This is a genomic window from Campylobacter avium LMG 24591 (genome assembly GCF_002238335.1).
GTDB lineage: Bacteria > Campylobacterota > Campylobacteria > Campylobacterales > Campylobacteraceae > Campylobacter_D > Campylobacter_D avium.
On sequence record NZ_CP022347.1, the window covers coordinates 1,637,080 to 1,657,805 of the forward strand.

Annotated in this window: 19 protein-coding genes and 1 pseudogene; 11 read left to right on the forward strand and 9 right to left on the reverse strand. The window is 34.5% G+C overall.

Translation table 11 applies throughout. The features are described 5' to 3' along the window. Nucleotides 1-28: 28 nt before the first annotated feature. Nucleotides 29-403 carry a hypothetical protein gene (locus tag CAV_RS08320; protein WP_094324378.1) on the forward strand — a complete coding sequence of 125 codons (375 nt, stop codon included), beginning with the start codon at nt 29-31 and terminating at the stop codon, nt 401-403. A gap of 9 nt (nt 404-412) precedes the next feature. Here the strand turns inward: CAV_RS08320 and CAV_RS08325 are convergent, their stop codons facing one another. From CAV_RS08325 to CAV_RS09370, 7 genes and pseudogenes are all read right to left on the reverse strand, one after another. Continuing rightward, nucleotides 413-967, reverse strand: a complete 555-nt coding sequence (locus CAV_RS08325; protein ID WP_094324379.1) for an IMPACT family protein — start codon at nt 965-967, stop codon at nt 413-415. An 18-nt stretch (nt 968-985) separates the two neighbouring features. Then, entirely contained in the window at nt 986-1,456 is a 471-nt protein-coding gene (locus tag CAV_RS08330) for an ankyrin repeat domain-containing protein (protein ID WP_094324483.1), read from the reverse strand. 95 nt (nt 1,457-1,551) lie between these two features. Further along, nucleotides 1,552-2,976: a catalase gene (locus tag CAV_RS08335; RefSeq protein ID WP_094324380.1), complete on the reverse strand. Its 1,425-nt coding sequence runs from the start codon at nt 2,974-2,976 to the stop codon at nt 1,552-1,554. 144 nt (nt 2,977-3,120) lie between these two features. After that, a complete protein-coding gene (locus CAV_RS08340) occupies nt 3,121-4,116 on the reverse strand; it encodes an asparaginase (RefSeq protein ID WP_094324381.1) in 996 nt (331 codons plus the stop codon). A gap of 1 nt (nt 4,117) precedes the next feature. Beyond that, complete coding sequence (locus CAV_RS08345; RefSeq protein WP_094324382.1) at nt 4,118-5,299, reverse strand: aspartate aminotransferase family protein; 1,182 nt, start codon at nt 5,297-5,299, stop codon at nt 4,118-4,120. A gap of 1 nt (nt 5,300) precedes the next feature. Beyond that, a complete protein-coding gene (gene argB, locus CAV_RS08350; protein WP_094324383.1) occupies nt 5,301-6,146 on the reverse strand; it encodes an acetylglutamate kinase in 846 nt (281 codons plus the stop codon). Between the two features lie 69 nt (nt 6,147-6,215). Then, nucleotides 6,216-6,605, reverse strand: a pseudogene (locus tag CAV_RS09370) (methyl-accepting chemotaxis protein); the annotation flags it as partial. A 2,168-nt stretch (nt 6,606-8,773) separates the two neighbouring features. Here CAV_RS09370 and CAV_RS08360 point away from each other — a divergent pair. From CAV_RS08360 to CAV_RS08375, 6 genes are all read left to right on the forward strand, one after another. After that, entirely contained in the window at nt 8,774-9,823 is a 1,050-nt protein-coding gene (locus tag CAV_RS08360; protein ID WP_094324385.1) for a Cj0069 family protein, read from the forward strand. Between the two features lie 177 nt (nt 9,824-10,000). Beyond that, a complete protein-coding gene (locus tag CAV_RS08365) occupies nt 10,001-10,585 on the forward strand; it encodes an outer membrane beta-barrel protein (RefSeq protein WP_094324386.1) in 585 nt (194 codons plus the stop codon). A 50-nt stretch (nt 10,586-10,635) separates the two neighbouring features. Beyond that, on the forward strand, nt 10,636-11,466 hold the full coding sequence (locus CAV_RS08370) for an aminoglycoside 6-adenylyltransferase (protein WP_094324387.1): 831 nt from the start codon (nt 10,636-10,638) through the stop codon (nt 11,464-11,466). A 311-nt stretch (nt 11,467-11,777) separates the two neighbouring features. Beyond that, on the forward strand, nt 11,778-11,909 hold the full coding sequence (locus CAV_RS09235) for a hypothetical protein (RefSeq protein ID WP_261786908.1): 132 nt from the start codon (nt 11,778-11,780) through the stop codon (nt 11,907-11,909). Then, a complete protein-coding gene (locus CAV_RS08945) occupies nt 11,884-12,105 on the forward strand; it encodes a hypothetical protein (protein ID WP_148131200.1) in 222 nt (73 codons plus the stop codon). Before CAV_RS09235 ends, CAV_RS08945 begins: the two co-directional genes overlap by 26 nt. 72 nt (nt 12,106-12,177) lie before the next feature. Beyond that, entirely contained in the window at nt 12,178-13,974 is a 1,797-nt protein-coding gene (locus CAV_RS08375) for an autotransporter outer membrane beta-barrel domain-containing protein (RefSeq protein ID WP_094324388.1), read from the forward strand. A gap of 200 nt (nt 13,975-14,174) precedes the next feature. Here CAV_RS08375 and carB read toward each other — a convergent pair whose 3' ends face one another. Next, on the reverse strand, nt 14,175-17,429 hold the full coding sequence (carB, locus tag CAV_RS08380; protein WP_094324389.1) for a carbamoyl-phosphate synthase large subunit: 3,255 nt from the start codon (nt 17,427-17,429) through the stop codon (nt 14,175-14,177). 130 nt (nt 17,430-17,559) lie between these two features. On the opposite strand from carB, the gene CAV_RS08385 reads away from it, so the two are divergent. From CAV_RS08385 to CAV_RS08405, 4 genes are all read left to right on the forward strand, one after another. After that, nucleotides 17,560-18,021 carry a DMT family transporter gene (locus CAV_RS08385; RefSeq protein ID WP_094324390.1) on the forward strand — a complete coding sequence of 154 codons (462 nt, stop codon included), beginning with the start codon at nt 17,560-17,562 and terminating at the stop codon, nt 18,019-18,021. Between the two features lie 290 nt (nt 18,022-18,311). Next, nucleotides 18,312-18,737, forward strand: a complete 426-nt coding sequence (locus tag CAV_RS08395; protein ID WP_094324392.1) for a DMT family transporter — start codon at nt 18,312-18,314, stop codon at nt 18,735-18,737. After that, nucleotides 18,734-19,048: a DMT family transporter gene (locus CAV_RS08400; protein ID WP_094324393.1), complete on the forward strand. Its 315-nt coding sequence runs from the start codon at nt 18,734-18,736 to the stop codon at nt 19,046-19,048. Before CAV_RS08395 ends, CAV_RS08400 begins: the two co-directional genes overlap by 4 nt. Beyond that, nucleotides 19,048-19,650, forward strand: coding sequence for a dethiobiotin synthase (locus CAV_RS08405; RefSeq protein ID WP_094324394.1), 603 nt, complete (start codon nt 19,048-19,050; stop codon nt 19,648-19,650). Before CAV_RS08400 ends, CAV_RS08405 begins: the two co-directional genes overlap by 1 nt. Nucleotides 19,651-19,993: 343 nt before the next feature. On the opposite strand, the gene CAV_RS08410 is transcribed toward CAV_RS08405, so the two are convergent. Beyond that, a complete protein-coding gene (locus CAV_RS08410) occupies nt 19,994-20,368 on the reverse strand; it encodes a hypothetical protein (RefSeq protein WP_094324395.1) in 375 nt (124 codons plus the stop codon). Nucleotides 20,369-20,726: the final 358 nt, after the last annotated feature.

Below are 20,726 nucleotides of genomic sequence, written 5' to 3' on the forward strand. Positions count from 1 at the left end.
CCTTGCATATATTTTGAAAGGAGATGATATGCAGGTAAATTACAAGACTATAAGTTCGCTTGAATTTGATGTTTTAAGCGGTTCTTACAAGCAGGTTGAAAAGCAAGTTGAGGATACATCATCTAGCTCTTTTTCCTCTCTTTTGGAGGCTAGCTCGAGCACGGATAATAGCAGCGATCCTTACTCTTTATCGGGCAAAAACTACGCAAGTGAGCCTGATAGTATGGCTTCTTTGTCCTTTGGTGGGGATAGCCCTTCAAAAAACTCTTTTTCAAATGATTTTAGCACATCTTTACAAGCCTATAAATTTAGACAAGATGAGCAAAACATTTTAAACAAAAAAGAAGAGGGCTCTAGCACAAACAAAAGCACCTTGGATGAGCTTTTAAACCAAGTTTCCTAAGCTTTAAGCTTAGGATAAGTATTGTTTTAAGACTTCTTTTTCTTTTTCGTTTAAATTTAAGCTTATAAAAACCTCTTCTTCACAAAAAGTAGAATTAAAATTTATATCGTTTTTTAAGCAAGTATGCTTAAATTTGTTAAAATCTTTTATCTTTATCTTAAGGCTTATGCTCTCTTTTAGCTCGAAATTTACAAATTCAGCTTCTTGTATGGCTAAATTTAAGGCAGAGGAATAAGCCCTTATAAGCCCTCCAACACCAAGCTTTATACCGCCAAAATACCTAAGCACCACAGCAGCTGTGTCTATAAGCTCTGCACCTCTTAAGACATTAAGGCAGGGAAGTCCGGCAGAGTTTTTGGGCTCGTTATCATCGCTTTTATCCTCTACTATCTGTTTATTATCATTTAAATATCTATAAGCATACACAAAATGCACAGCCTTTGGATGTTCTTTTTTAAGCTCTTGCAAGAGCTTTTTATACTCTTTAAATTCGCAAAGATAGGCTATGAAGGTTGATTTTTTGATTTCTAACTTAGAATGGGATGTTTTTGCTATCTTTTTCATAGCAAAATGATAGCAAAATTAAGACCTTTTAAATATACTTAGAATGAAAAAGCTTATTTTTTTTAATAAACTTCTTTTTGAATGTAACATTAAATATCTAGCTATATTCTTTCTACCAAACATAACAGCAAAGGAAAAAGGAGTCATTCCTAAGCCATTATTTTCATCTATATTCGCTCCATTTTCAACCAAAAGCTTACACATAGGTAGATAGCCCTTAAAACAAACCCCAGCTAGTGGAGTTTGTCCTCTGTCATTTTTTTCATCAACCCTAGCACCTTTTTCTAAGAGCATTTGTGCTGTTTTATAAGAATTATTATAAGCTGCAAGCATTAGCAAGGTATCGCCCTTGTGAGTTTTTAAATTCACACTAAGTCCTGCTTCTATCATAATCTTTAAATTTTCAGCCTCGTTATTTCTAGCAAAGTTAAAAGCCATATTACAAAGTCTTGCAAAGTGCTTTTCTTCTTCTAAGGAAAGCTCATTCATCATCTTTTATCCTTTAATTTATACTAAGTGCCAATATGGAGGGAGGTTTATTGACACTTAGTATAAATTAGAGTGAGAAAAACTCACTCTAAGGATTATAAGCCTAATGCCTTTTTAACGCCACTTGCGTAATCTGGGCTTATTTTTTCAAAATGAGCTAAGGCTCTATCTATAATGCTTTTTTCAACCCCATCCATAGAAGCAGCTATATTGCTGAAAAGTTGAGCTTTTTGATTATCATTCATTAGATTAAATAAAGCTCTTGGTTGAGTGTAGAAATCATCATCAAGTGGAGCATATCTTTGTGCCGCACCATCTAAAGCTAAATCTGGCTCTAAGTAAGACTTATCTTCTTTAGGGCTATCGCTATAGCTGTTTGGCTCATAGTAAGCTGCACCATTTTTGTATGTATCGCTATTCATCGCTCCGGCTACATTGTAAGTATTTACCTCGCTTCTTGCTCTATTTACAGGTAGAAGATGATAGTTTGTGCCTATTCTATATCTTTGTGCGTCTGGATAGCTGAAAATTCTACCTTGTAACATTTTATCAGGGCTAAAGCCAATTCCAGGAACTATATTAGCAGGACTAAAGGCAGCTTGCTCTACTTCGTTGAAATAGTTTTCTGGGTTTTTATTTAGCACCATTTCTCCTATTTCTATTAGAGGAACTATGCTGTGTGGCCAAACCTTAGTTAAATCAAAAGGATTAAATCCTAGCTTATCAGCTTCATTTTCAGGTAAAACTTGAATTTTAACAGTCCATTTTGGGAAATCTCCCTTTTCTATAGCATTGTAAAGATCTCTTTGGTGAGATTCTCTATCTTTAGCTATTATGGCTTCAGCTTCTGCATTAGTAAGTGTTTTTATACCTTGTTTGGTTTTGAAATGGAATTTCACCCAAAATCTCTCACCTTTATCGTTTATAAGGCTGTAAGTATGGCTACCATAACCATTTACATTTCTATAACTTGCTGGAATTCCTCTATCACTCATAAGTATAGTTACTTGGTGTAGAGATTCAGGACAGAGAGTCCAAAAATCCCAAGCGGCATTGTTGCTTCTTAAGTGAGTTCTAGGATCTCTTTTTTGAGTATGTATAAAATCTGGGAATTTGTAAGGATCTCTTATGAAAAAAGTTGGAGTGTTGTTACCAACTAGGTCCCAGTTTCCTTCTTTTGTATAGAATTTTATAGCAAATCCTCTTACATCTCTTTCAGCATCAGCAGCACCTGCTTCTCCAGCAACGGTTGAAAATCTTAGTATAAGCGGGGTAACTTCGCCTTTTTGTAAAACCTTTGCCTTGGTGTATTTTGAAATATCTTCAGTGATTCTTAACTCACCATAAGCAGCAGAACCCTTTGCGTGAACTGTTCTTTCAGGGATTCTTTCTCTATTTTGGTGAGCTAGTTTTTCAAGTAAGATATAATCTTGCAAAAGTAAAGGTCCTTGTGCACCAGCTGAAAGCGAATTTTGATTATCCGCAACTACATTTCCAAAGTCATTCGTAAGCTTTTTCATAATCTATCCTTCAATTAATAAATTTTATTGATTAAAAAATTATATTATAAGAAAAATAAAACTAAAATTAAATTTTTGTCAAATATTTAAGAAGAAATTTTAAATTATTAGCTTGTTGAATTTTCTTGTTAAATTTAAAGATATTTAGTAAAGTTCGAAGTATTTAGATATTTCTTTGCCCTCTTTTGTCTTTGTTAAAGCTAGCATTAGCAAAACTCTAGCTTTTTGAGGGTTTAAATCATTTGCACTTATAAAGCCTTGTTCCTCATCCTCTTTGCCTAAAGGAACAAGACCTGCACCGACACGAGAGCTTTTCACAACCACAAGCTTTTTAGCTTTTAATAGCTTTATTAGGTGCTTTTTTGAATTTTCATGAATGCTTCCTGCTCCACTTGCCGCCACTACTATGCCTTTGGCTCCAGCCTTTAAAAAGGCATCTATGGCTACTTTGGAGCCATCATTTGCGTAAGAATAAACTATATCAACCTTTGGCAACTTTTTAAGCCCTCTCACGCAAAATACTGAATTTACTGTGTGTAGCTTGGTGCTGTTGTGGCTAAAAAAGACTTTCCCGTCTATTATGTAGCCTATTTCGCCTGAATTTTGTGCCTTAAAAGCGTCTATGTTTAGGGTATGCGTTTTGCTCACATCTCTGGCTGCGTAAATTTTATCATTTATGGCAATCATAACGCCTTTATTTCTAGCCTGTTTATCTGCTGCTAAATACACAGCGTTATAAAGATTTTTAGCACCATCAGCACTTATGGCACTTGCTGGCCTCATGGCTCCTGTTAAAACTATAGCTTTGTTTGTGTGCGATACCAAATTTAAAAAATACGCCGTCTCCTCCATGGTATCCGTGCCGTGCGTTATAACTATACCATCTACTTTTGGGCTTTTTGCTAGCGAATTTACTCTTTTTGCAAGTTTGAGCCAAAGCTCATCGCTCATGTTTGAGCTGTCTATATTTGCGATTTGTTCCGTACTTAACTTTGCTATATCATCTAGTCCTGGCACAGCCTTAAGCAAGGAAGTTATACTAAGAACACCCGCTTTATAATCTGTACTTGTACTTTCATCGCTAGCCTTTGCAGCTACCGTGCCGCCTGTGGCTAGTATGATGATATTTGGCTTTGACATGCTAAAACGCAGAAAATGTTTTGTGAAGCTTGTTTGCCATTTCGTCTATGTGTTCTTTTTGCATTATCAAAGGCGGTAGAAAACGCAGGTCATTTTTAGCACAAGAAACCACTATAAGAGCATTTTTTTGCGCCTCTTTAATCACATCAGCCACTTTGACATCAGCACTCAAACAAAGACTTTGCATAAAGCCTAGGCCTTGTCTTTTTTTCACAAATTTAAAGTTAGAGACTAGATTTTCAAGCTTTTGTTCTAAATAAGGGCTAAGCTTTTGCACATTTTGTAAAATTTTATCCTCTTTAAAAATGCTAAAAACAGCATTCACAGCAGCGAGAACTAAGGGGTTTCCTCCGTAAGTTGTTCCATGCTCTGAATGTTCTAGCGAAGACGCGGCAAGCTTTTCGCTTAAGACAAAGGCTCCTACACTAACGCCACAACCCAAAGCCTTTGCACTTGCTAAGGCATCGGGCAGAACATCAAAATGTTCGTAAGCAAAAAATTTGCCCGTTCTTGCCATGCCGCACTGTATTTCATCTGCTATTAACAAAATTTCCTTTTCATCGCAAAGCTTTCTTAAATCCTTGTAAAACTCTTTATTAACAGCATTTATGCCGCCCTCGCCTTGCACGGTTTCTATGAAAATAGCCACAGTTTTATCATTTACAAGCTTTTTTACCGAGGCCATGTCGTTAAATTTGGCAACCTTAACTCCTGGTATGAGCGGCTTAAAAGGCTTTTGGTATTTTTCATTAGTAGTTAAAGAAAGAGCGCCTAGGGTGCGACCGTGAAAGGAATTTTTAAAGGCTATGAATTGGGGGTTTTTAATGCCCTTTTTAAAAGCGTATTTTTTAGCCACCTTAAAAAGACCCTCGATAGCTTCTGTGCCTGAATTTGTGAAAAAAACTCTATCAAGCTTGCTGGCCTTGCTTAGATTGCTCGTGGCTAGGGCTATTTGCTCATTATGAAAGAGATTGCTGCAGTGTAGAATTTTATCGATTTGTTCTTTCAAGGCCTTTGTATAAGCCTTATGAGCGTAGCCAAGTGCGCAAACTCCTATGCCACTTGCGAAATCAAGGTATTTTTTACCCTTATCATCGTAGAGATAAACGCCCTCGCCCCTGCTTAAAACTATGTCAAATTTTTTATATAATTGGACTAAATTTTTTTGCTCTTTAAAATTCATATCATTTCCTTGTTATAACGGTTCCTATGCCCTCGTCTGTGAAAATTTCAAGCAAAAGGCTGTGCTTTACTCTGCCATCTACTATGTGAATTCGCTCAACCCCACTTTCACAAGCTTGTATGCAAGACTGTAATTTAACTAGCATTCCGCCCTGAGTTTTTTTACAAAGTTCTTTAGCCTTTTGTATATCTATCTTTGATATAAGGGAATTTTTGTTAGAAAAATCCTCATAAAGTCCCTCAACATCGCTTAAAAATACCAATTTTTCAGCCCTTAAAGCCTTTGCTATTTCGCAGGCCACATCATCGGCATTGACATTGTAAGTATTTGCCTCATCATCCATTCCAATAGGCGCAATTATAGGCAAAAAGTCCTTTTCTAACAAATCATTTAAAATTTTCGCATTTACATTTTTTATCTCGCCTACAAAGCCCAAATCCTCATCTTTTTTCACGCAGTCAAGCAAAAAGCCATCTTTGCCGCTTATCCCTATAGCCTTAACGCCTTGTAATTCCAAATTTTGCACCAAGCTTTTATTTATCTTATAAAGCATAGCCTCAGCCACTTCAACGGTTTCTTTAGAGCTTACTCTAAGGCCGTTTTTAAATTCATTTTTTACATTCAGTTTTTCGCACATAGCGGTGATTTCTTTTCCTCCACCATGCACTATAACAGGCTTTAGTCCCACTAGCTTAAACAGTGCTATATCTTGCATAACAGACATTTTAATGTCCTCATTCTCCATAGCAGAACCGCCGTATTTTATAAGAATAATCTTAGAATTAAATTTGCGTATGTAAGGCAGGGCTTCTATTAAAATTTCAGCTTTTTGCAAATAATTTTGCATATCTTCTCCTTTTGCAAAATTGCTATTATATGCAAAATTTAGTAAAAGGCAAAGAAAACTTTGCCTATATTAGAATTTATTTTTATTTATATCATCTAGCAGCTGATATGCTTGGTCATTCACTGCTTTTGTCACGCCATTTGTGTGGTTTGCTATATCTAAATTCTCTCTAGTCACGGCTTCAAGCGAAGTGATAGCCTCGTTAATCTGTGAAATTCCCTCTGTTTGCTCTCTTATAGAAACAGCCATATCATTTATGCTTTGAACCAATAAATTCGATGAGCTTTCTATCTCACTTAAGGATTTTGTAGTTCTTTCAGCAAGCTGTCTCACCTCATCAGCCACCACCGCAAAGCCGCGTCCATGCTCACCTGCACGGGCTGCTTCTATGGCTGCATTTAAGGCTAGTAAATTTGTTTGCTCGGCTATATCTTTTATAATGTTAATGATTGATTTTATCTCATCTGTTTGAGAGATAACCTCGGTAGTTCTATCTGAAACATTATGCATAGATGAGGTAATCTCCTCTATGGCAGCGGCAGACTGCTCTAAAGAATTTGCTTGAGTGTTTGCACCGTCAGTTAGCTTTTGCATTTGCGCACTTAAATTTCCAAGCTCTTGTGATAAATTTGTAGCAAAACCAAAGCTCGTGCTAAGCATTTTTTTAATCTCGGCTCCAAGTTGATTAGTCACTAATTCCACCCTGCCCTTAGCCTCGCTTATGCTAGGCGTGAAATCAAGGCTAGTATAAGAATTAAAGACTTGTTCTATGTCGTTGATATCGCTTCCTATCTTTTCTTGCATTGTTTGTAGCATTTTGTTTAAAACATTTTTAAGCTCTATGAGCTTAGGATTGTAAGGATTAGCATTAATTCTTGCTGTTAAATCTCCATTTTCTATGGCTTTTGCCACCTGTATGGACTCATTTACCGCAGCACCGTCTTTGTCAATGCCTGTTTGGGTGTTTTTGATATTAGTATTTATCTCAACAGCTATTAGGCCAAGTTCATCCATTGCCCTTGGTTTTAAATCCGCAGGACATCTGTCCGTTTCGTGATTTAAGCATTTGAAAAAGGCTTTTAGATGCGCTGAGATAGTGCGAATTCTACTTGTGATATTAGACTTTATATACCAAGCAACGAACAAGGCAATCACAAGCAAAGAAACCAAAATGCTTATGATGATAACCTTTTGCATGAAATACACATCCTCATACACAGAAGCAGTAGGTGCAATAACTGCAGAAGTCCAATACACGCCCGTGCCATGCCCCATTTCAAAAACCGAAAATCCTATCTTAGACTTGGTGCCATCGTAAGCCACATAGTCCATTATTCCGCCTTGTTTCTTTTCTATGGTCTCGCCTAGCTGTCTAGTAAGCTCGGAGCGGTTTACCTCATACAAGGTTTTAGATAAAACTCTTTCATTAGGATGTACAGCTACAGAGCCATCGGCCGCAATTAAAAGCCTATAATCACCCTCAAATACATCCAAATCACTGCTTAAAAGAATATCGCTTATATTTTTCATATCAAGAAAAATTCCTATAACGCCAATTACCTTACCGTCAGCATTTTTAAGAGGCATATTTATGCCCATACCAAATGTCTTGCTTCCGTCTGAAAAAATGTCTTGATAGCTTGGATTTCCAATGCTAACGCTAGCCCCTTCAAAAATTTTCGCCACGGAATTAAATTTAGCAATAGTATCGCTTGCTTGCATATGCTCAGCACCGCTGCTATTGCCCAGGCCTTCTGCTTTTGCTAGGATTAAAAACTCGCCATTGCCAAGTCTGTTTTTAGGATTTACTATATTATCGCCAAAATACGCACTATCTTTTATATAGATATACCCTGCTCTAGCGTAGTAAGAGGAATCAACCATAGATAAAAGATTTCTTTGCAAGGTTCTTTGAATTTCAGGGCTTGCGCCGGCCTTTACCAAGCTAGAAATGTTTGTCTGCGTAGCTAGAACGGAAGTGTATAGCTCGTTAATGATACCGTCTATAATCCTTGAGCTTTCTTTAGTAACGGAGTTTAAGAATTTTTGAGTAGACTCATTTTGCGCCTGAGTTACATTCTGCAAGATAACCCAAGACATAAGTCCCATACAAAGAACAACAACAAAAACTATGCTTAAAATAGCTTTCGTGCCTATACTTAATCTAGAAAACATGTTTAAATCCTTTCGAAAATTGCTAAATTTAAATGTGGAAATCAAAAATCTTTTTCGTAGACTTTTTTAATAAGTGCTATTCTACCACCCCCCCCCCCGTTTTTCGCTTAAATTTTTAAAAATCTTTAAATTTTTTCTACAAAATATCTTTTAAAAGGATAAACTCGCAAAAATTCGAATAAAATTTTCATGTAATAATTTTTTTTATATACTACAAATATCGATAAAATAAGGCTTTTATCTAAAAATACGCAAAAACACACCCTATCAAAAATTCTTTCAAAAAAATAATTTACGAAAAGTAACAGCATAAAAATCAAAATGAAATTTATTGAAAAATTTAATAAAATTTTTTAGCTTTGTCTTGAATTTATATTTCAAATTTCTTTTCAATGAAACTTAAATTTATTTTTAATATAATGGATTTTATACTAAATTTTAAGGAGGCAACAGTGAAAAAAAAGATTGTTTTTTTCGAGGTTCAAGGCGGAAGCGACAAGGGTCCTGATGGCTATAGAAAGGATACTATGCCTATGGTGAATGCTCTTAAAAATAAGGGCTGGGATGCTGAGGTCATCTTTTTTGAAGTGGGAAAAAAGGATGAAATTTATAAGTATGTCAAGGAAAATTTTGACGGCTATGTTTCTCGTATAAATCCCGGAAATTTAAAGGAAGAAAACGAATACTTTGATATGCTAAGAAAGCTTTGTATGGACGGGCTTATCGGTATGCCTCATCCTGACGCTATGATAGGATATGGTGCAAAAGACGCACTTACAAAACTTGCTAGCACCGAGCTTGTGCCTGATGATACCTATGCCTACTACGATATAAAAACCTTTAAGGAGACTTTTCCAAAAAGCCTAGCTAAGGGAGAAAGGGTTTTAAAGCAAAATAGAGGCTCAACCGGAGAGGGAATTTGGCGTGTGAGTGTTGAGGAGGATTTACCTGCTGGAGCTACTGTCGTGCCTTTAAATACCAAAATCAAATGCACCGAAGCAAAAGATAATCACGTAGAACACAGGGTTTTAGGCGAATTTATGGACTTTTGCGAACAATACATCATAGGCGATAATGGTATGCTTGTGGATATGACCTTTTTACCGCGTATAAAAGAAGGAGAGATTAGAATTTTAATGCTTTATAAAACTCCTGTTTATGTGGTGCATAAAAAACCAGCTGAAGGTGCTGATGCCTTTTCTGCCACACTTTTTTCGGGTGCAAAATACCGCTACGATGAGCCAAAAGAATGGCAAAGCCTTATAGATTGGTTTTTAGCACAGCTTCCACAAATTCGCACCAAGCTTGGAAATTACGATTTGCCTTTGATATGGACTGCTGATTTTATCCTTGATACAGATAAAGATGGTAAAGATAAATATGTTCTAGGAGAAATAAACTGCTCTTGCGTTGGCTTTACAAGTCCTGCTGAATATATGGACAAAATCGCTCTTATGGTTGGCGACACCATAGTAGATATAGTAAGCGATAAAAAAGCTTAAGCTCTATCCCTTCGGGGATAGCTTGAATTTTACTCTTCAAATTTAAACTTCAATCCTATCAAAATTTATTTTTAAATCTAAAAAAATCAAACTCATTAAAACTTAAGATTTGCTTAAGCAAAATTTAAGGGGGGGGGGGGTACAATTTCCCCTTTAATCAAATTTAAAGGAAAATTTATGAGAAAGATTGTCCTATCTATTTTGGCCTTTGTGCTTAGTTTTAGCTATGCTAAGGATTTTGATAAAAGTGGCTTTTTGCTAGGTGTGTTTGGCGGGTCAAACTCAGCAGAACATACTATTCTTGGTGGTAATATACTTATTAACAAGGCAGATTTTATACCTATTGGTGCAAGACTTGGTTTTCAAAGCTTTAATGAAAGCGGTATCTTTGGGACTAGGTTTTATGTGGATTATTCTTACGCAAATGCTAAAGTAGAAAATACAGACTTAAAACTAACACAAACCCTACTTGGTTTAAATTTAGACCTTTTACTAGATTTTAATATACCTAATACCGAGAGTTTTGTAGGCGTTTTTGGCGGTGTGAATTATGGATTTTACAACTTTAAGAGCAGCGATAATATGTCAGCTTTTGATGGCAAAGGTTTAGGTTATAACGCAGGACTTGCACTAACTCTTTCCTCTAGACACAGAATAGAAATATTTTACAAATCCTTACCTTTCAAAAAATACGAAGCTGGAATTTTAGAAACATACGAAATGACTTCCATAACAGGTTTAGCTTATCAATACAATTTCTAAACTTTAGCTAGTAATTTTATGTTATTCTTATCCTTAAAAAAGGATAAGAATTGCAAATTTTAGAAAAAATCATCTCCTTTGCAAAAAAAGATTCAAATATAAGATTATTAAGTTTGGAGGGCTCAAGAGCAAATCCCTTGCCACTTAAGGACAAATACTCAGATTATGATATAAGCTTTTTTTGCAAGGATAGCAAAGCTTTTATACAAGATGAAACTTGGCTTTTAAGCTTTGGAAAGCTTTTATTTGTGCAAAAGCCAGAGGATATGGAATTTTACGAACCTGATTTAAAACAGGGCTGGTTTTCTTACCTTTGCTTGTATGAAGATGGCACTAAGATAGATTTTACAATCATTGATATTAAGGATTTGAACTTTTACTTAGGCTATGAAAAACTAGCTATCTTTTTGCTAGATAAGGATAATTTAGCCTTATCTAAGATCCAAAATCTTGAGTACTTTTTGCCAAAGGATTTAAGCCAAAGAAGCTTTACTGATGTGCTAAATGAGTTTTACCACCTAAGCGGCTATGCTTGGCGTGAGTTTTTAAGGGACAAAGAGCTTAGCTTTATTTACTATATAGATTCTATGCGTGAGGCTTTGTTTGTAATGCTTCAGTGGGAACTAAGCTTAAAAGAAGGTAAGAAAATATACCTAGGCAAACAGCATAAGCTTTTGAAAGATTATCTAAGCAAAAAAGAGTATAAAAACTTACTAAAAAGCTACAAACTAGGCTCAAAAGAGCTAAATTTAAAGGCTTTTAAAAGGTTAGAAAAACTTTTTGAAAAATCTTACAAAAAGGTGGCAAAAGAAGCGAAACTAGAGCTTGTAAACTATAAAAAAGCCTTAAAAAAGTATAAAAAGATTTTAAGTGCTTTTTAAGCCTCAATCTACCCTTCACAACTAAACCTTGCAAATTTATCTACTTGTATTTTAAATTTAAAATTTAAAGAATTTGATACACCTTTCTTATGAAAATAAAAAGTTATTTGTTACTTTTTTACACCTTATTTTTAAAAAATTTAAAAAATTTCTAAAAATTTTTAAGCAAATTTTAATGCTATTTGCCATTCATTTACTATTTTTTAAGTTCAAATCTCAGCAAAAGTCCTAAAATATAAAGATTTAAAGACATTTTTTGTTTTTTTTGTATATACTTCCTCCATGATTTTTTATATATGAAAAGGAAAACTATGAGTATTAAAAATTCTTTTACAAAACCTCTTTATTCTTTGGCTTTGGTATCTGCTCTTAGCTCCTGTGCTGTGGCGGCAAACGATGTTAGTATAAATAGTGCTAATGCTCTGGGTTCGTATTTTACATAAGGGCGCTCGCTTTCGCCTTGATGTAAGCAGCGTAAATTCTCCCATAACTATAAACAACGAAATGACAAATAACCTAGTTTATATCGACAACTTCGAAATTTCAGGTGGCTCGCTAAGCGCAAAGGATGTTAGTTTTAGAGCCTTAAGCGGACAAAGCGTTATAAATGCAAGCAAATTCACGCTACAAGGCTCATAAAACACAGCTGATTTAAACAACTTAAATTTATCCGATAAAAACGCTCAAATTCTTATAAGCCAAGGTGCCTCAGTGCTTGTAAATGGAGGCCTTGAATTTAAGGACTCATCTGTGATACATATAGAAAACGATGGTTCTAGCTCTCACTCAAATTTCGTAATAAATGGCAATATTGGAACCGGAGGAATATATACTTCAAGTGCTTTATTTGTTATGGTAGCTACAAATTACAAAGCCTTAGAATTTGATCGCTTCGTAGCTCTAACTGTAAATGGTACTATAGACGGTTCTGTGGATGGAGGAAGCCAAACTACGGCTCTTTTAAAGCAAGACTACAAAGAAATTTTAAGCAATTCAAATATAAACTTAGGAGCCTTTGAGGCTAGAGAGCAAAATTTAAATAATTTCGTAACTTATGATGTATGGGCTGAAAGACCGGCAAATGGCACTGGCTCATCTTATGGCGTGATGAGTGGAAAGCTTAATGATAACGCAAGGGATATAAATGCGGTTTTAACGGCTAAAAATACCTATCTAGGACAGTTAAGACAACAGCTAATAAGTGCTAAAAATGAAGCTACGGATGTGAATATTCGCTCTCAAATGCAAGAAGCTATCTATGACATAGACGACCAGCAAGCAGCCATCACCGCTTACACAAATGCTTCCACCCAAGCTGAAAAAGACGCAGCCTTAAAAGCTTATAATGCCTTGTTTATAAAAGATGAACAAATACTTGAGCTAAGCACTAATCTTATAGATAAAAACATAGCAAATTCAGGACTAAAAAACTATGTAATCTTTGAAATGCTAAACTCCCCATCCCACAAAGCAGAAGTAGCAAGTAGTATTAATAAATCAGCAAAAAGCATAGCAAATTCAAACTCAGCAATCTCATCTCAACAACAAATAATAAATCTAGCTAATGAAGCAGCTATAAATGCAAGAATGGTTTATCTTAAAAATCCTTATAAAAGTGATGAAGAAAAGATGGGTAATATGGCATATGATGAAGCAGGAAGAACATATGCTACTTTTATAAATAATACAGATAATGGTTTATGGGCAAATTTCTTTGGTGGTAAGAATATACTTAATAGTAATTCTGCTTCTGTATTAGGAGGAAGTTTAGGATTTGATAAAAGAATATCTGATGATAGCTTACTAGGACTTTATCTAACATATGCAGATGTAAATTTAAATGATAAGATTATAAATGAAGAGGGAAAATCATATCAATTAGGACTATATTATAATAAAAACTTTGCTAATAATATGGAACTTGATTTAAAAGCAAATTTTGGTTTTAATCCTGCTAAGCAAAATTATATGCTAGGTTCATATGATACTACTTCATCTTTTACAAGAAACTATTATACAATCTCAGCTTCTGTAGGTAAGGTAGTTGATTTAGCTGATAATGGAGGAACATCTATAAAGCATTTTATAGGAGTAAATTATTATAATACTTATACTCCAGCTTATAATACAAATTCTGATTTTTCTTTAGAGCATAAATCTTATGCAGCTTCTGCAATATCATTTGATCTAGGTATAGGTTTAAAACAATATTTTAATGAAAATTCTTTCTTTTTCATAGGACCTAAGATAGAACATTTTGCAAGTAATGATGCTTCTTTTTATAATGTAGTTGTGGCTGGGTCTAATAATGTCATTACTATAGATACTAAAGAAGTTAATAAGAATAGAACCTATGCTCAAATACTAGCAGGAGGTAAGGTTGATCTTAATAATGATGGTTTAGCTTTAAACTTATCCTTAGCTGCTAAAAGTCTTATATCAAAAAGAGTATATGATAATGCTGATTCTTTTATAAGTGGACAAGTTGGGATTAGGTGGGAGTTTTAACACTTCTACTTTAGTTTTAAGGGCTTTGAATTTACGAACTTAGAATTCTTTGAAATTCTAAGTTAAAACTCAGGGTTTTTATTTTAAGTTTATTTTGGCAATAAAACTTGATATTGCAATTTTTTATAAAGAAAATTTTTAGCCTAGTTTTTTGACTAGGCTCCTTAAAATTTGTAAGCTTAAAACCCTAAGCAAAAGACTTATTTTAAATACTCTTGCAAGCTTTTTACAGCTAAGTGCTCTTCTTTGTTTTGCAAGGACTTTGCTGCTATTAGGGCTGATCTTATATTTGTAAAATATGGAATTTTAAAGCGGGTGATGTTTGAGCGGATTATCTTTGTATCGCTTTTAACGCTATTTTCATCGCTTGTATTTATGACAAGATTTATTTCTTCATTTTTAAGCTTATCTTCTATATTTGGTCTTCCTTCTGAAATTTTATACACTATCTCGCACTCTATCTTAGCTTCCTTTATGGCTGCTGCTGTGCCACTTGTAGCAATTATTTTAAAGCCTAGTTTTGAGTAGGCCTTTGCTAAATCCTTTGCGTATTTTTTATCCTTTTGTTTTAAGGATATAAAAAGCGTGCCAGCACTTGGTAGGTCGTTAAAGGCTGAAATTTGACTTTTAGCATAAGAGGTGTAGAAATTTTTACTTATACCCATAACCTCTCCTGTTGAACGCATTTCAGGTCCTAGCTCTAAGTCCGCTGAGCTTAGTTTTGCGAAAGGAAATACCGCTTCTTTTACGCTGCTGTGCTTTTTATTTTTAGCTTTTAAAATTCCATTTTTCTCCTCAACAACGCCGTATTTATCATAAAATTTCAAGGCTTCTTTTAAATTTCCTTGATACATAACCCTAGTTGCAACCTTTGCTAAGGCAATTCCTGTGGCCTTGCTTACGAAAGGCACTGTCCTGCTTGCCCTTGGATTTACCTCTATCATAAAAAGCTCATTATTATGCAGGGCAAATTGTATGTTTAAAAGCCCTATAACTCCTAAATTTAGAGCGATTTCCTTTGTTTTTTGCTCTATTAATTCTATTGTTTTTTCATCTATATTATAAGGAGGTAAGGAACAAGCACTATCGCCTGAGTGAATTCCAGCCTCTTCTATATGCTCCATAATGCCGCCTATATACACATCCTTGCCATCACTTATAGCATCCACATCAAGCTCTGTTGCATTGTCTAAGAACTTATCTATAAGTATAGGACTTTTATCGCTTACTTCTATGGCCTCTTTCATATAAAGGCTTAATTCATCCTCATTATAAACCACACGCATAGCTCTACCGCCTAAAACATAGCTAGGTCTAACAAGCACAGGATAGCCTATATCACTTGCCTTAGAAAGTGCTTCATTTATGCTTGTGGCGGTGTGGTTTTTGGGTTGTTTTATGCCAAGTTTTTCCATAAATTCGGCAAATTTCTTTCTATCCTCAGCTAAATCTATAACCCTAGCCGAGGTGCCTATTATCTTTGTGCCGAAAATACTAAGTTTTTTAGCAAATTTTAAAGGAGTTTGCCCTCCAAAATGCACTATCAAGCCATCTGGCTTTTCTTTTTCTATAACAGATCTTAAGTATTCAAATTCTATAGGCTCAAAATAAAGCTTATCGCTTGTATCATAATCTGTTGAGACGGTCTCTGGATTGCAGTTATACATTATAGTTTTTACGCCTAAATCCCTTAAGGCAAAAGAGGCATGCACACAAGCATAGTCAAATTCTATGCCTTGACCTATGCGGTTTGGTCCTGAGCCTATTATCATTACCTTTTTTTCATTTTTTTGCTTTTTTTCCTCGCTAAAGCTTTCTTGCATAGGAGAAAAAGATGAGTAATAATAAGGAGTAAAAGCCTCAAATTCACCAGCGCAAGTATCTACTTCGTTAAAATTACTTAAGATAGCTAGTTTTTGTCTTTTGTGATATATATCATTTTCGCTTAGGTCTAAATTGTCTTTTTTGTTTATAAGTTTTGCTATCATCTTATCAGAAAAGCCCATAGTTTTAGCCCTTCTAAGCAAGGCTTTATCATTTAGTATATCCATATCTATCTTAGCTTCAAAATCCACGATTTCTTTTATCTGTTGTAAAAACCAAGTATCTATCTTGCAAAGCTCATATATTTCATCCACACTAAGCCCTTCTCTAAAGGCTTGTGCTATGCAAAGTAGTCTTTTTTCATTTGGATTTCTTAGCTTAAAAATGAGCTCATTTTTTTTCATATCAAGGCTTTCAAAGCCACAAATACTTCTTTCTAAAGAGCACAGTGCTTTTTGCAAACTTTCTTTAAAGGTAGCACCAATAGCCATAACCTCGCCCACACTCTTCATAGCAGTGCCTAAAATTTCACTAGCTTCAGGGAATTTTTCAAAGGTAAAGCGAGGAATTTTTGTAACTATATAATCAATGGCGGGCTCAAAAGAAGCCGGAGTAAGAGTGATGTCATTTTTTATCTCATCTAAGGAAAAGCCCACAGCTAAAAGCGTGGCAACCTTTGCTATAGGATAGCCTGTGGCCTTGCTTGCAAGAGCTGAGGAGCGAGATACTCTTGGATTCATTTCTATAACTATCATACGACCATCTTTTGGATTTATGGCAAATTGCACATTTGAACCACCCGTATCAACCCCTATCTCTCTTAAAATGGCAAAGGAGGCATTTCGCATAACTTGATATTCTTTATCAGTAAGCGTTAGTGCAGGAGCGACCGTTATGCTATCTCCTGTATGCACTCCCATGGGGTCTAAATTTTCTATGGAGCAAACTATGATACAGTTATCATTTTTATCCCTTATAACCTCCATTTCATACTCTTTCCAGCCAAGCAGGGATTCTTCTATTAAAATTTCGTGTATTGGAGATAATGATAATGCAGTTTTTGCAAGCTCTTTAAATTCATCTAAATTATAAACAACCCCGCTTCCCGCACCACCAAGCGTATAAGAAGCCCTTATCATCAAAGGAAAGCCTATCTCATCAACAGCCTTTAAGGCTTCATCGTAATTATAAGCATACATAGACTTAGGCAAATCCATACCTATTTTTTTCATACATTCCTTAAAGACTTGCCTATCTTCTCCTTTTTTTATAGCTTCTGGCTTTGCACCCAAAAAGACTACATCTTTTGCTTCGCCGCTTTCATAAACCGCCATAGCCACATTTAAGGCTACTTGTCCGCCCATTGTGGGTAAGATGGCGTCAATATTTTCTTTTTTGATGATTTTTAAAATACTTTCTTTTGTTATAGGTTCTATGTAGGTAGCGTCTGCAAATTCAGGGTCTGTCATAATTGTGGCTGGATTTGAATTTATTAAAACAACCCTATATCCAAGCTCTTTGAGTGTTTTAGCGGCTTGAGTTCCAGAGTAATCAAATTCACAAGCCTGACCTATAACTATAGGTCCGCTTCCTATAAGCAAGATATTTTTTATGTCTGTTCTTTTTGGCATTTCTTATCCTAATTTTATGCTTTTTTTGTGTGAAATTATAACAAGAACTTTTTAATATTCTTTGAAAAAAATCCTTAATATTAATGGCTATTTTGCTAGAATTTAGCTAAAAATTTTTAAGGTTATTGCTATGTTTTATTACATAATGGCTCTTTTTATAGGCGTGGCTTTAGCAGTGCAAGTGCCTATCAATGCAGCTTTAGGACGCTCTGTTTTAAATGCGCATTTAGTGGCTGCCTTTGTAAATTTTTTTGTTGGCACTCTTTGTTTGCTTGTTATTATTTATTTTGCTGGGCTTTTGAATGCCTCTGTTTTTAAGCTTAGTATAAGTCAGGAGTGGTGGAAGTATTTAGGAGGCGTTTTAGGAGCTTTTATAGTCTTTGCGGCTGCTTTTTTAGCACCAAAAATCGGTCTTACAAATATGTTTTTAATGCTTGTTTTAGGACAGATTATAACAGGTATGCTTTTGGATAGAATGGGTGCATTTTCCTTAGCTGTAAAAGAAATTTCACTTTTTAAGATTTGCGGTTTAGCCATCATTTTCATAGGGCTTTTCATCTTTTTTTATAAAGAGCTTTTTCCTAAATCCTAGTATGAAATTTCACACCTTTATAGCCCTTACTTTGATTATCATAAATTTTAGCATACAGCTTTTTAGCTCCTTGCATTACAGGCTTTATAGAAAGTATTTAAAATACTGCTACAATGGTATGTTTTATGAAATTTTAGCTAAGGAACAAAGTTTAAGAAATAATTTTAGATTACTACTTTTTAATATCTGCAAATTAAGTCCTTTAATCTTTTCATTCCTAATCCTTTTAGACTTGTTTTAATCTAAAAAGCTTATTAAAGGATTAAAATTTAGACTAAAAGGAAAAATATATGAAAAAGAAAATATCTGCGAATTTTGCTTGGTTTTCAGTACTTTTTGGTGGCTTTGTTGAAATTTTTTGGGTAAGTGGGCTTAAATACTCGCAAAGCATTTTAGAATACTGCTTAACAGCTATTGGAGTTTTAATCTCTTTCATATGTATGCTTTTGGCTGTGAAAAGACTTGAGGTAAGCATAGCTTACGCTGTCTTTGTTGGCATAGGAACAGCTGGGGTTGTTGTAAGTGAAATGCTAGTCTTTGCTGAGGCCGTATCCTTAGTAAAAATAATACTCATAGCAGTTCTCTTGCTAGGCGTTATAGGACTTAAGTTAGTTAGCAAAGAACAAGGAGAAAAAAGCGATGAGGACTTAGCAAATGAGCTATCAAAAAATTTAGGCATAGATGAGCTTGAGGAGATCTTAGGAGAGAAAAAATGAGCTGGTTTTTTTTGATTTTAGCTGGACTTATGGAGGTTGTGGGTGTTATAGCTATGAAAAAATTTGTTAGCACGGACAAAAAAATCTTTTTATTAAGCATAGCTTTTTGCTTTATCCTATCCCTTGGCTTTTTATCTCAGGCTATGCAAGGAATTTCAATGGGAACGGCTTATGCGATATGGACAGGCATAGGAGCTGCTGGAGGTGTGCTTGTGGGGATTTTTTTCTTTAAGGAAAGCAAGTCCTTTCTTAAGCTTGTATTTTTGTTTTTAATCGTAGCCTCATCAATAGCTTTAAAGTCGGTATCTTAATGCAAATTTATGTTTGCGGAAGCTCAACTGATGTGGGCAAAACTCATTTTTGTGCCGCTTTTTGCGAGGCTTTTTCTTATGAGTATTTTAAGCTGATACAGGCTGGAGAAAATAAAGATAGTAACTTGGTAGCTTCTTTTGCTAAAGATGTTAAAATTTACAAAGAAGGGGTTTTTTTAAAAACCCCTGCCTCGCCTCACATAGGTAAAAAGCTAGAAGGGCTAAATTATAAAGCTTTTGATATAGTTTTACCTGAAAGTAAGAATTTACTTATAGAAACAGCTGGGGGGCTTTTTACTCCTTTGGATGAGGAAAAATGTATGATAGATTATTTAGCCTTAAATGCAAAGCCTTGTATCTTGGTGGCAAGTTATTATCTAGGCTGTATAAATCATATAATCCTTAGCATAGAAGCCTTAAGGCAAAGACAGCTTCCCTTACTTGCCCTTGTGATGAGCGGAAAAAAAGATGAGGATATAGATAACTTTGTGTTTAAATATAGCGGTGTAAAGATAGTGCATTTAGAGCATTTTAATAAAGAAAATTTTAGGCAAAAGGCTCTGGCTTTGAGGCAGGATTTAATTAGAGTAGCTAAATTTTAAAGGCTAAGCAAAGCTTGGTGTATGCTTGTTAGGAAAGCTTTATTTCTAGCCTTTGTGGAATTCTTTGTCTTGTTTTAAGCCTTAGAGAGATTGCTATTTTATTTAAGAGGATTTTACACTAGAATTTATTACAATTTGTTTGGGTGGAATGCCAAAGGCTCGCACCCTTTGACATTCTCTTATCGCCCAGAAAGGCGGTGATTAAATGTTTAAAAAAAATCATAGTTATGATTATACTACTTTGTGTGATTGTTGTCAAATCATACTAAAGTAGCCCCTCTTTTGAGGGGGCTATGATACGCCTTTGGTGTTTTAAAAAAATTTAAATTAAGTTGATTTGAATTTACTTAGATACAGAAAATATTGTAGATATAAATTCTATTACTTTTGGTTGAAGTATAATCATTAAAGCTATTATTAAAAAGGCATAATATTTAATATCTTTTTTTATGTTCTTTATTTCATTTGTATTTTCATCTATTTTTTCTTTAAGTTCAGATTTTACACTAGCTATTTCTTCTTTTAGTTCTCTTTTTAAGTTTGATATTTTTTCATTTATTTTATACTCTAAAGCTTCTAGCTTTGCGTCTAAATAATCTTTGCTAACAAATTTATCAGAGATTTTTTCAAGTTCTTTTTTAATTTCTATTAAGGCCAAATCAAGAAGTTTTTTTGTTTCTAAGTAATTTTCTTTTTTAATTTCTTTAGCAACATTCATTAAATTTTTTCTGTGCTGTCATTTATATAAATCTTAATTAATTCTTTTAATCTATCACTTGTGTATTCATATTGTAATGTTTCATTCATAGTTTTGCCTTATATTTAGAAAATTAAAATTATTTTACAATATTTATCTTTTAATGACAAGTGTTTAAATTTGCATTTGATTTGAAAATATTTTTCCTTATAGAAACAGCTGAGGATGGATAGCTTTTACCCCACTTTGTGATGAGCGGAAAAAAGATGAGGATATAGATGACTTTGTGTTTAAATATAGCGGTGTAAAGGTAGTGCATTTAGAGCATTTTAATAAAGAAAATTTTAGGCAAAAGGCTTTGGCTTTGGGGCGGGATTTA

What these genes read in the sequence shown, in the direction of transcription:
- carB (WP_094324389.1), bottom strand. Translation starts at nt 17,429, where the DNA reads ATGCCAAAAAGAACAGACATAAAAAATATCTTGCTTATAGGAAGCGGA.
- CAV_RS08330 (WP_094324483.1), bottom strand. Translation starts at nt 1,456, where the DNA reads ATGAATGAGCTTTCCTTAGAAGAAGAAAAGCACTTTGCAAGACTTTGT.
- CAV_RS08385 (WP_094324390.1), top strand. Translation starts at nt 17,560, where the DNA reads ATGTTTTATTACATAATGGCTCTTTTTATAGGCGTGGCTTTAGCAGTG.
- CAV_RS08345 (WP_094324382.1), bottom strand. Translation starts at nt 5,299, where the DNA reads ATGAATTTTAAAGAGCAAAAAAATTTAGTCCAATTATATAAAAAATTT.
- CAV_RS08405 (WP_094324394.1), top strand. Translation starts at nt 19,048, where the DNA reads ATGCAAATTTATGTTTGCGGAAGCTCAACTGATGTGGGCAAAACTCAT.
- CAV_RS08325 (WP_094324379.1), bottom strand. Translation starts at nt 967, where the DNA reads ATGAAAAAGATAGCAAAAACATCCCATTCTAAGTTAGAAATCAAAAAA.
- argB (WP_094324383.1), bottom strand. Translation starts at nt 6,146, where the DNA reads ATGCAAAATTATTTGCAAAAAGCTGAAATTTTAATAGAAGCCCTGCCT.
- CAV_RS08335 (WP_094324380.1), bottom strand. Translation starts at nt 2,976, where the DNA reads ATGAAAAAGCTTACGAATGACTTTGGAAATGTAGTTGCGGATAATCAA.
- CAV_RS08945 (WP_148131200.1), top strand. Translation starts at nt 11,884, where the DNA reads ATGCTCTGGGTTCGTATTTTACATAAGGGCGCTCGCTTTCGCCTTGAT.
- CAV_RS08410 (WP_094324395.1), bottom strand. Translation starts at nt 20,368, where the DNA reads ATGAATGTTGCTAAAGAAATTAAAAAAGAAAATTACTTAGAAACAAAA.
- CAV_RS08320 (WP_094324378.1), top strand. Translation starts at nt 29, where the DNA reads ATGCAGGTAAATTACAAGACTATAAGTTCGCTTGAATTTGATGTTTTA.
- CAV_RS08400 (WP_094324393.1), top strand. Translation starts at nt 18,734, where the DNA reads ATGAGCTGGTTTTTTTTGATTTTAGCTGGACTTATGGAGGTTGTGGGT.
- CAV_RS09235 (WP_261786908.1), top strand. Translation starts at nt 11,778, where the DNA reads ATGAGTATTAAAAATTCTTTTACAAAACCTCTTTATTCTTTGGCTTTG.
- CAV_RS08340 (WP_094324381.1), bottom strand. Translation starts at nt 4,116, where the DNA reads ATGTCAAAGCCAAATATCATCATACTAGCCACAGGCGGCACGGTAGCT.
- CAV_RS08365 (WP_094324386.1), top strand. Translation starts at nt 10,001, where the DNA reads ATGAGAAAGATTGTCCTATCTATTTTGGCCTTTGTGCTTAGTTTTAGC.
- CAV_RS08395 (WP_094324392.1), top strand. Translation starts at nt 18,312, where the DNA reads ATGAAAAAGAAAATATCTGCGAATTTTGCTTGGTTTTCAGTACTTTTT.